This window comes from Phormidesmis priestleyi BC1401, assembly GCF_001650195.1.
Taxonomy (GTDB): Bacteria; Cyanobacteriota; Cyanobacteriia; order Leptolyngbyales; family Leptolyngbyaceae; genus Phormidesmis_A; species Phormidesmis_A priestleyi_B.
On sequence record NZ_LXYR01000077.1, the window covers coordinates 4,923 to 15,778 of the forward strand.

The 10,856-nt window shown below is 47.9% G+C and carries 9 protein-coding genes and 2 pseudogenes; 4 read left to right on the top strand and 7 right to left on the bottom strand.

Going from position 1 to position 10,856, the window contains the following annotated elements:
- Positions 1–651 precede the first annotated feature (651 nt).
- The gene (locus A8707_RS23390) at positions 652–1,992 is read right to left on the bottom strand and encodes an LCP family protein (RefSeq protein ID WP_082906477.1); all 1,341 of its coding nucleotides are present in this window, start codon (positions 1,990–1,992) and stop codon (positions 652–654) included.
- A gap of 277 nt (positions 1,993–2,269) precedes the next feature.
- Entirely contained in the window at positions 2,270–2,803 is a 534-nt protein-coding gene (locus A8707_RS23395; protein WP_068819591.1) for a hypothetical protein, read from the bottom strand.
- A gap of 71 nt (positions 2,804–2,874) precedes the next feature.
- On the opposite strand from A8707_RS23395, the gene A8707_RS28615 reads away from it, so the two are divergent.
- Together A8707_RS28615 and A8707_RS30390 are read left to right on the top strand one after the other, a co-directional pair.
- Complete coding sequence (locus tag A8707_RS28615) at positions 2,875–3,054, top strand: hypothetical protein (RefSeq protein WP_156518840.1); 180 nt, start codon at positions 2,875–2,877, stop codon at positions 3,052–3,054.
- A gap of 39 nt (positions 3,055–3,093) precedes the next feature.
- Positions 3,094–3,803: pseudogene (locus A8707_RS30390) on the top strand (IS6 family transposase).
- Between the two features lie 130 nt (positions 3,804–3,933).
- On the opposite strand, the gene A8707_RS23405 reads toward A8707_RS30390, so the two are convergent.
- The 4 genes from A8707_RS23405 to A8707_RS23420 form a co-directional block, all read right to left on the bottom strand.
- Positions 3,934–5,151, bottom strand: a complete 1,218-nt coding sequence (locus A8707_RS23405) for a DUF1501 domain-containing protein (protein WP_068819592.1) — start codon at positions 5,149–5,151, stop codon at positions 3,934–3,936.
- Between the two features lie 24 nt (positions 5,152–5,175).
- Complete coding sequence (locus A8707_RS23410; RefSeq protein ID WP_068819593.1) at positions 5,176–6,690, bottom strand: DUF1800 domain-containing protein; 1,515 nt, start codon at positions 6,688–6,690, stop codon at positions 5,176–5,178.
- Between the two features lie 84 nt (positions 6,691–6,774).
- Positions 6,775–7,086 carry a hypothetical protein gene (locus A8707_RS23415; RefSeq protein ID WP_068819594.1) on the bottom strand — a complete coding sequence of 104 codons (312 nt, stop codon included), beginning with the start codon at positions 7,084–7,086 and terminating at the stop codon, positions 6,775–6,777.
- A 94-nt stretch (positions 7,087–7,180) separates the two neighbouring features.
- On the bottom strand, positions 7,181–7,654 hold the full coding sequence (locus A8707_RS23420) for a hypothetical protein (RefSeq protein ID WP_068819595.1): 474 nt from the start codon (positions 7,652–7,654) through the stop codon (positions 7,181–7,183).
- 378 nt (positions 7,655–8,032) lie between these two features.
- Here A8707_RS23420 and A8707_RS23425 point away from each other — a divergent pair, with 378 nt between their 5' ends.
- Positions 8,033–9,967, top strand: coding sequence for a sensor histidine kinase (locus tag A8707_RS23425; protein WP_068819596.1), 1,935 nt, complete (start codon positions 8,033–8,035; stop codon positions 9,965–9,967).
- On the opposite strand, the gene A8707_RS23430 is transcribed toward A8707_RS23425, so the two are convergent.
- On the bottom strand, positions 9,953–10,606 hold the full coding sequence (locus A8707_RS23430; RefSeq protein WP_068819597.1) for a response regulator transcription factor: 654 nt from the start codon (positions 10,604–10,606) through the stop codon (positions 9,953–9,955). The genes A8707_RS23425 and A8707_RS23430 overlap by 15 nt on opposite strands.
- A 147-nt stretch (positions 10,607–10,753) precedes the next feature.
- On the opposite strand from A8707_RS23430, the pseudogene A8707_RS28620 reads away from it, so the two are divergent.
- Positions 10,754–10,856: pseudogene (locus tag A8707_RS28620) on the top strand (IS6 family transposase); the annotation flags it as partial.

Sequence of the window (10,856 nt, forward strand, 5' to 3'; positions counted from 1 at the left end):
TTCGCGCACGATGCGGCGGTTAAGCTTGATGCACGGCGTTTTATCGTTCTTCTTCAACACGAGCATCCTAGCGATGACCATCAATATCGTTGCCGGGCTGATTTAAGGCACCAGGATTAATGTCGTAGAGCCATCATTTTTTGCTAACTGTAGCATTGCTATGATTATCCCTTTAGCTTGCTTTTTTACTCCAATGGCACTCAGGATAAGTTTAACAAGATTGTGATTTTGCAATTAAATTATGAGGGCAGTGGGTTTGAGAGCGATAACCACTCGTTCCACGGGGGCATATGCAAGTTTAACGTTTAACGGGTGCATCCCAGTTTTGCATATGAGTATAAACACTCATATGTCAAGCCCTAGCATATAAGCGCTTTTGAGAGATTGTCTCAAATCAAGACTTACAAGACTGGGATGCACCCAGTTTAACCGGTGATGTTCTAGACATGTGGATCAGGATTAGTGAAATCCAATTCTGACAGCGGTTCCTAGAAAGCCATCCACATGTCTAGAACACGACCAGTTATCCCCACGTCTAGAACATCACCCCAGAACTGAGTATGCCGATGAGTGTGGTTGCACTCGCTGGTAAGCTCGCGCTGAAGAAGCAAGGTCAGGGATAAGGCAAGCATCCCCGATGAGACCCGTGCTTTAAAATGAGGCATGAGTCTCATTTTTTTGTGAACGTGGCATCGAGGCATCGGTGCCGAGGACAACGGTGATATCTGAAGTAATATCACCCGTGGAGGTAACTTGCACTTGCCCGAATCCGAGTGCTGCTTTGACTGCATTGGCGGCGGCTAAATTCCCCTGTTGAGCAATGATTTGAGTCTGCGCGAGGGGGATAGCGGCAAGGTCGATCGATTGATCCGTTGCATCAGTGTTGAAAAAACCAGAACGTCGTAGCCGAATAATCTCTGACTGCAACAGATTGTCTGTGTGAATCGAACTCGCCACCTTCACTTGGAGTTGCGCTTTCTGGAGCGATGACGTGTCAATTGTGCTCAACGGCTGCGCCTGCGGGTTGAAATATTTTGCCAGAATCGGTGCGGCTGCATCACGGTTCTCAATCCAGTAGCTTAAGGGGTACTCATCAGGGCGACTAAACCGACCCGGCAGCATCACCAGGTGGAGATGGTGTTGATCGCTGTGCCAGAGAAAGTCTGCTACGGCGAGTTGCTCTTCGGAAGAGAGATTGGTATCGACTGAGTTTTGAATAATCTTCAGAATATTCGGTAGTTTCAACAACGTGGCAGGTTGAAGAATCTGATTCTGAATCGCTTTGAGGACTTCCTGCTGCCGCTGAATCCGGCTGATATCGCCCAGTTCATCATGACGAAAGCGTACATACTCTTGCAAATGCTGACCATTGAGCCGCTGGGTACCCGGACTTAAATGAATACTCAAATTCTGGCTATGGTCGTCGTAATCCATTTGCTTCGGCACGGTAACTTCAACGCCACCCAGAGCATCAATGATAGAGACAAAGCCGCCATTATCCACCCGAATGTAGCGGTCAAGCGGAATTCCATCCAAGAGACGACTGACGGTTTGAGCCGCCAAAGCGGGTCCACCCAGCATATTGGCATCGTTTACCTTGTCGGTTCCTCGTCCTGGGATCTGCACCAGCGTATCTCTAGGAATGGAAAGCACATGAATCTCGTGCGTTTCAGGAATCAAGCGCACCAGGAGCATCAAATCACTATTGCCTCCAAGCGCTGCATTGCGATCAAAGCTGCCGCTGATTGGATGCCCAGAGTTATCAATGCCCAACACCAACAAATTAACAGGGCGAGTCATCGTCGTCGGTCTCAGCAAACCGATCTGCTTCAGGTTGTGTAAAACCTTTGCAACCGTTACTTTTTCTTTCAGCGGGTTCGGAAGCGTCAGTGCTACCAGTGCCCCAGCCGTGGCAGAAACTAAAGCCGCACCTACCAGGAGCAGTAGAGTAAAGGCGGTTTTCGCGATCTGCTTTCTTCGGCTTCGAGGCACTAAGTTCGCTATGGATTTCTGCTGTTTGTCTCTCACACTGCTTCCCAATATGATGAGTTATCTTATCTCATAATTCAGTTCCAATATAGTAAAATACAGCAATTTTCTCGTCAGTAGCTAAACGATTTCGCTGCAACTGCAAAATTACAGATATTGGTGAGGCGAGAGCAACAGGTTTTCTTCTCTTTGGCAATTTCATGGAGCATTGCAGATATTGCTCAACGGGATTTAGAAGGCAACCCAGCTTTGAGATCGAAGCGAAGAATTTCATCAAATTTTATGCAGGAGATTTGAGGGTTGTAGCGATGCAAGTTGCATCTAGCAGCGTGAATCGGTCCGTGGTCAAAGCGGAGCAGTTTGTCAGCTTTTCGAGTGCGGGAACCTTTCCCTGCTGTAGATTTGTGAGGGCTGTGCTAAACGCAGGCTGGAAGCTTTCAAGCCAGTTTGCATCCGTTAAATACTGAGGTGTAAAGGTAGATCGCTCAATCAGCCAGAAGGTGATGTGATATTGCTTGATTACTTGTTTTGCCAGTGTCAGATCGGGACTATACTGCGCCTGAATGACATCTAGAATGCGCTGGCGAACTTGGCGATAATACCCCAAATGGAATGGCAGTGAGCATTTTCTGCCAAATAAAACCGAGCGTTGAGCAAAGGTTGGAATGTTATTCGCTTCATCTGAAAGCGTCGCAATCAAAGTATCTTTTGGCTGTGTTTGCAAAAATTGATAGAGCGCCGCATCACCTCCGACTCGAAAATTGGTACTGGGGAAGCCTGCTGAAAACTGAGGATAAAGTATAGCCGTCGCCACATAGGTTAGGACAGAGACATCTTCGGCAGCACGCGAAGTACACTACCAAAAATGTCCTAAGCAAAGTGGCGATGGCTATAACAGGACATGAGCGACCGGGGGCACTGATCAACGTATTGGTCAGACGGTATGGGCAGGACTTAGCCCGGTGTATGTCCGGTGATGTCCTGAGCAGTCATGACATGAAGGTACAGCCTTCACCCGTTGCATCACTGCCTACCCCAGTCAATGGGTTCTGTCGCAAAAAATGATAGGGTAGGGAGGCTTAATTTTCTCTCATCTCATCCTAAATGGCTTCCCAATCCCTGTTTAAGTGGCGGCATTTTCTGCCAGAAATCATCTTGCTGAATGTGCGGGGGTATTGTCGCTATCCCTTAAGCTACCGGAACCTGGAAGAAATGATGGCAGAACGAGGAGTGGAGGTGGATCACTCCACGATCAATCGCTGGGTACTGAAGTTTGCACCGGAACTGGACAAACGACTTCGCCCTCATTTGAGCTTGACCAATGACTCGTGGCGGGTGGACGAAACGTACATCGAAATCAAAGGCGAGTAGAAATACTTGTACCGCGCTGTGGATTCAGCGGGCAACACGTTGGACTTCATGCTGAGTGCAAAGCGAGACGGGAAGGCAGCCGCGCGGTTTTCCGCAAAGTGCTGAAGGCTCAACACACTCAAACCCCACGAGTGATTACGGTGGATTAGAACGCCGCCTATCTAGGCGCAATGGAACAGTTGAAAGCCGATGAAACGATGGCAGAAAAGACAGAACTGCGGCAGATTAAATACTTAAACAACATCATTGAGCAGGATCACCGAAACATTAAACGGATTGTAAAACCGATGATGGGCTTGAAATCGTTCAACAGTGCAAGAAGAACGTTGAGTGGGATTGAGGCGATGAATATGATTCGGAAAGGACAAGTGAAAGGAATCAGGAAAGGGGACAATGTGACTCAAGCAAAATTTATCGAAGAAATCTTCGGAGTGAGCGCTTAAGACAATACGATTAGTACAGTTCGTTTGTCACTTTAAAAACTTTGCGACACAACCCGAAATCCTCGGAAGATTGTTAAGAGATTTGTGACTAAAGAATAGACATCAATCCAAATCACTGCAATGGAAAATACTATCCGTACACTGGAAGGTTCTTCTGCAACGGTTGATAGCTCGGAAGAATCTGGGTAAGTTTGCTATCTGACAGTTGTAGATGGCGTTCCAGCACCGTTGCAATCACATCACGAAAATCTGTTGTGATTGCTAAATCGCGTTCTTGATAAAGTCGATCGCTCGTTAACCCTTGCCAATCGCCGTATACTTTGCCGCCTCGAATACCCCCGCCCGTCAGCCACATTACATTGCCATGTCCGTGATCCGTTCCGCGATCTCCATTCTCATGCACCGTTCGACCAAACTCGGACATCACAAGAATTGTTGTATCTGCATAAGTCGATCCTAGTGTTGTTTGCAGCGTGGCTAATCCTTTCCCTAACTGTTCTAGATTTCGGGCAAGTTGAGCGCTCTGGTTCACATGGGTATCCCACCCGCCCAACGCCATAAAGGCGAGTGCAACTCTCGGATCTTTATTCATAATCTGCGCTAATCGCTGAGCATCACTCGCGAAACCATTCGGGAGCGGTGCGCCATTGTTGGCCATTTTCATCTCGGTATCTAAATCAGATAACAAGGCCTTACGCGCTATGCGCCCTTCCCGATACGCTTGACTCTGGCGATCGTTGCCCGAATACAGGCGATCAAAGGCGACGGCAATTTGAGGTTTATCAAGTGAGATCGGACGCGCTGCACCTCGACCCAGCGCCAGAGTTGCCACAGGTAGCCGACCTGACAAAATTCGGGGAGTCACATCGCCCACATTGACCGCTTGAATCGGGTTGTTTCCAGACAAGCTTCCCAATAGCCGATTCATCCAGCCATCGTGAATTGTCTGTATACCCGGTGCGCCGCGCTCCATATTATCTTGAGCATCAAAGTGCGATCGCGTTGGATCAGGCGATCCGGAACTGTGAACAAACGCTAAATTCCCTTGTTGCCACATCGGTAAGATCGAGGCTAGTGCAGGATGGAGTCCAAACTGTCCATCGAGATCGATCGCGCCGCCGTTCTGACCGGGTTGGGGAATCGCGATCGTGGGACGCGCATCATAGTACGCTGTTTCGCGATACGGAACCACCACATTCAGACCATCGACAGCACCGCGTAGAAAGATCACAATCAAGCGTTTTGGATTTAATTGAGCAGTCGATCTCGTAAACCAGCCGTGACTGCCAACCGTCACCAGTGCAGAAGCGGAAACCAGTCCAGCTTGAAGTAATTGTCGTCTTTTCATGATTCTAAGCCTGTAAGAAGGGGTCTACCGTCGCATAAACTCTGGACTTCCCAGAATCAGAGCCGATCGCAGGTTAGTAGGACTGGTCGCGATCATTTGTCGGGTTTGGGTGCTAAACGAATTGCCGAGCGTGTTTTCGAGTTGATCGGGATCGATTGAAGAACTTGATCGATTCATCGATTGATCGTCCGTTGTGATGAGTGATAAATGTCCACTTGCAAGTGTGGTCGCAAAACTAATCCGACGGGTCATCGCATCAGGATTTAACCAAACGTCTTCGGTGTTTTTGTAGCCGTCAGGAGTCAAACAACCATAGAGCGGCATTCCAAGCTGTTGCAGCAATCCTTGAATCGGACGAAAGTTTTGCACCTCGACTCCAGTCGCTCGAACTGCTGAAACTGCGTACTGATAAGGTGTTTTGAACTTAGCTCGATAAGTCTGAGCGTTCCAGAATTCTGAACTGTGAAACAGCGCCGATAGCACTTCTCGGATATCCCCATCGGTCGCTAGGAATTTTTGAGATAGTCGGTCGACTAATGCTTTCGGTGGCTGATCGGCAACAAAGTATTGAGCTAACTGATAGCTGATATGATGCGCGGTTGCAGGACTTTTCGCCAAAATATCTAGGGCTTGTTCTCCTTCTGCGATGCCGCTTCCTTTGATGGTATGTCCTAAAAACACTTTGTCACTAAAGTCGTGACGTTTGGCATCAAAGTAGAATCCATTCGCTTCGACTCCAGGCTGAGCAGTGCGGCGGAAAGTCCAACCCGTCAAAATCTTCGCCAGCGCAATCACATCTTGTTGAGTGTACCCGCTATCGACTCCGAGCGTATGTAACTCCATCAATTCACGCGCATAGTTTTCGTTCAATCCTTGCGCTCGCTTGCTGTTTCCTGAAGCTTTAGCATCAGAGGTTTGAGGTGCAGAGTTTTGCCAGTTATCGAGATAGTACAACATCGCTGGGTGATGTGCGGTTGCTGCTAGTAAGTCTCGAAAGTGACCCAGGGCATGAGAACGAATCGCTTCTTGTTCGTAGTTGCCGATCAACATCTCGTCGGGACCCTTGCGCGAAAATACGTTGAAGTGGTTGTACCAAAAATCCACCATCACTTCTTGAAGCTGACGCGGGCTTTCTGTTGCTTCTAGTAAGCGTCGCTGTTGTGCTTGTGTGAGTACATGAGCCATTCTTTGACGATAGGCGCGCTTTTGCTCTGGGGTCAGAGTTTGTCCTTGGGGCAGTTTAGGCAGACCCATTTGATCAAACAGGTGCAGCGGAGTGAGATTGAGCGTTTCTAATTGAGAGAGTTGATCAGTGAGTCCTTGGGGTTCGGGAATCGATTCGGGATGAAGTTGCTGCTTGATGTAGCCCTCGACTCCGAGTTTTTCCACCGCTTCAACATCTCCAGGACGCGCTCCAAAGCTAAGGCGATCGACGACGTGCATTACTTTTGGATCGATCGAGGGCGTTGCATTACTGGGATAGACATCTCCTAGCACTAAGAAAAGCAGACAGATTGGAATACTCAGCTTCTTATTCATAAAATCAGCCTTGGAGTGCGACGAATGGAAAGGGAATCGTGTTTCAAGCAAGATCTCTGTCCTGCTTGAAACACTTTGGAAGAATTAGTTGTGGCGATCGCGGTAAATTAATCCTGAAATCCGACTCAATCGCTGGTTGAGTTGTTGATAGTTCTGGCGGGTCAGATGTCCATCATCGCGTCGCAATTCAGCCGTTTGTTGTGCATTGACCGAAAGTTCACGGCGCTGTAGATTGCGAAATTCTGCGCCTGTGAGTTGATTGTCTTTCACACCAGTGAAGATTCGTTGTTCTTGATGCAGTTCCCGATGAGAAACTTCGCCTGCTGAGGCAACCATTGGCGTAAAGATTGCAGCCGCAGAAATGACAGGTAGCGCGTAGCGAATAAATGTAAACATGATTTTTCTCTTTGTAGATGTGATTTGCTGAATTAGACGGTTCTGGGTCAGTATGAGTGCAATAAGAGATGGTTAACCCAGTGCATTGCTCCCACTAACGATGGTCATCCCGGCGATCGCGCTGAATTGCGAGATCTACATGATGCTCAGCTTGGTCGAGATGCACGTTGGCTCTGTGCCTCCATGCCCGCGCCGAATTATTGTCTTCTTCAAGGGAAGTGTCGCGTTTCGCACTTTGTACCAGTCGTTCAATCTCTCTGAATTTGCCTTCATGAGCCAGCGAAGTATCGATCGCGGGATGGTCATCGACATCCTTGCGATCGAGGACAGAAGCTCGGTCAATTTCCCGAATTGCTGCATGAATCTCACGAGCCGCAATGGTTTCTTCTGCTTTCACATTGCGTTCATCGGGTAGCTGCAAGAGTTGTTCTGCTTTGCGAAGATCGCTGCGGGCGTGAAGATAGTGTGGGTGATCTCCGGGGATATCGGCTCTGGCGATACCGGGAGCAATCGCCGTAGCGAGTAGAGCGGTGAGAAGCCCGATCGCGCCGAGTGTTTGAGATTTCATCGTTTTACTCTATTTGTTGACTGGATGCTCCTATTTTGTCTTGCTCGCGCTGTGGCTCCTAGAGGGATCAACGCAAATCAACTTGCGGGTTTACGTAAGTCTGTGAAAGAGTAACTACTCAGACTCTAGATTTAGAACTTTAAGACCTAGAACCACTACAGGTAGCGGAGAGCATTTTTAATCAGCAGCCAGAAACTCTGAGATTGTCAATAAATCGAGGACTATTGACTCTGCTCGATCCTATTCAAGTATTATTTATGCTCAGTAGAGCAAGTAAGAAGCTTATAGAATAGGCGTTTCACGCTTTCAGACCCCCTCCTGAGTAGTTACGTGAAAGATGCACAGCGCTATGATGAAACCGGACGATAGGCATCGGGAATGAAGCGATTTAGAGTTCGACAAACGATTCTGCGACAGATGGTAGCGGTGGGAGCAGCGATCTCGCTGAGCTTTGTTTATTGTGCGATCGCTGGGAACCTGCCTAGTATGCAGAAATTCGAGATCGGGGTGCAGGATAGTTTGATCCGGTTGCATAAACCGGGTGTGCCGCCGCAAGAAATTCTCATGCTCAAAATCAATTCTACTGAAATGGCAGGATATGATTTGCACAATTTATCGCAGCTAAATCTGTTTTATGCAACGCTGACGAAGAGCTTGATTGATAACGGTGCAAAGGTAGTTGTCTTGAATCTGCCTGAACAGATGAAGCAGTATGTCGATGCGGATGTTCGACTCACACAACCGTTCAAAGATGCGATTCGGCAATACTTCAATCAAATTGTTTTAGTCGCTCGTCCGAGTGTGTCACCGTCAGGTGCTGCAACCCTAAACATCTACAATCACTTGCTGCCGTCTGGGGATAAGAACACGATTGCTCCAGAACAGATTGTGAGCTATTTCCGCTATGCTCCGAGGGCGCGTGAATTGAATAATCCAGCCCGTCGAGCTGAACTGTTTGGGCGCTTTAGCTATGAAGATGACTCCGATCCAAAAGCGACGTATCGAGTCAAATCGGTAGCTGTCTTAGCATTAGAAAAGTTCTATAAAGCATCACACGATCGCTCAGATTTACAGCGTCTTCTTCGCTTGCAGGCGCTCTCACCGCTCATGGTCAATTTTTGGGGTGCAGCGGGTACGTTTTCTAGCATTCAATTCCAATGTACTTCTCAACAATGCGTACAAGATTCTCAGACGGCTGAAAGGCTACATAATAGATTAGTAATTGTTGATTTGCCTGAAGAAAAAGTGCCAGAGAGCTATGGTGAACACACCCCCTATGGGGAAATGTCGATCGCAGAAGTACAAGCGAATCTCATTGCTAGTTTGATGACCGACTCTTTTCTTCAAATCGCTCCCAAGAACGCTGATCTAGTGATGACTCTGCTCGGTTTTGTTCTGATGGCACTCTACATCAGTCGCCGCTGTGATCGTCCTCAAATTCAACTGATTCATCTATCGGATATTTGGGTATTTCTGATTTTCATCGGGGGCTATTTCGGTCTTAGCCTGCTTCTGTTCTGGCAAGGATTGATTCTACCGCTGTCGATTCCAATTCTGGGCTGGCTCGGAGCAGGAGTCGGGATTGTTACGATTTTGATGCTGAGACAGTCTGTTCAACAGCGACAAAAATTAGCAGAACGGCAGGCAGTCTTGCTGCAAACTCGCAAACTCCTACATCGCGTCGCTACTGATATTCACGATGGTCCGCTGCAAGAACTCAAACTGGTGATGGATCAGATCGAAATGCTCAACATTCATCATCCCTCTCTAAAGATCGATCCACTCTTGGATCGTTTAGAAGAGATCGGGCTTGCGCTTCGCAACCAACTCAGCAATACGCGCACGATCGCCGAAAAGCTAGAGATTACTCCAGAACTCCAGCTTGGTTTAGCTCAAGGCATCCAGCAATATCTTCGACAACTGATTCGCACCGGAGATCTCACTCTCACTGTTAATCAACGCCTGCAACCCCTGCGAGAACCTCGATCTGATAGCGCCTGGATTGATGCGCGAGAAGATGTTTTTCGGTTTTTTCGAGAAGCGATCGCGAATGTGATTCATCATGCCCAACCGTCAAATGGGACAGCAACTCAGGTTTCGATTGTTCTCACCCAGGAAGGAACTCAGTGTTGTCTGGTGATCGAAAATGATGGCTCGACCGGGTTGGAAGCAAAGAAACGAAAAATGGGCGGGTATGGAACGAAATTGATGACGACGATCGTATCTGAACTTCCGAATGGAGCTTGGGAGGGGGTCCCTTTAGAGAAAGGAGGAATGCGAGTCACGCTGAAATGGTCGCTACTGCCCGATTAGCCGCCGCTTGATCGCTTCCATACACACCGCAATCCGAGTATTCGTCTGCTGACCTTCAAGCTGATCCACGTTCAACTTAACTTTGAGGCTTTGTATATAGTTCTGAGCAGTTTTGAGCGAAACATGCAGGCGTTCCGCGATCGCTTGATCAGTCATCGCATGATTGCACAGTAGATCCAGAACTATCCTGTCTTTGTCGGTCAGGGGCATTTCGTTCATCAAACTTCGAGGAATGCGGAATTGTCCTTCTAACGCACTACGAGCGCCTTCTAGGAAAGAATTTCGCCGCTCCATCTTGTTGACTACAACAAAACCACCTTGATGTTCAAACATCTGCTTGGTCACTTGCCTCAGATAGCTCGGCTCACTCGTATAAACGAGAACATTGACACTTGGATACTGTTCAAACATCTGCTTCAGAAGTGTCAAACCAGGTTGCGCCGATGCCTCACCCGTCAATGTTCCAAACTGGAGATCAACCACGACAAGATCGGGAATTTCCTGCTTCAGTTGCGCGATGCCTTTTGTGGGAGTATCGGCTATCGTACAGTCGCATTGAGGCTCCATCATTTTGAGAAATTCACAATTGTTTTGGCTCACTTCAGGATGATCCTCAATAATCAGAAAGCGTTGAGTCATGGTTACGCTGCTAAAAAGTCGAAACTGTCAGATCTGAGTACTCAAATCACCGCTTTTTTCATCAATTTTTATCATTACAGACTTTCTCTGGTTGTGTCGCAAGAATGGGAAGGTGAGAAGGCTTATTTTTCTCCCATCTCATCCTAAATGATTTCCCAATCCTTGTTTAAGTGGCGGCATTTTCTGCCAGAAATCATCTTGCTGAATGTGCGGGGGTATTGTCGCTATCCCTTAAGCTACCGGAACCTGG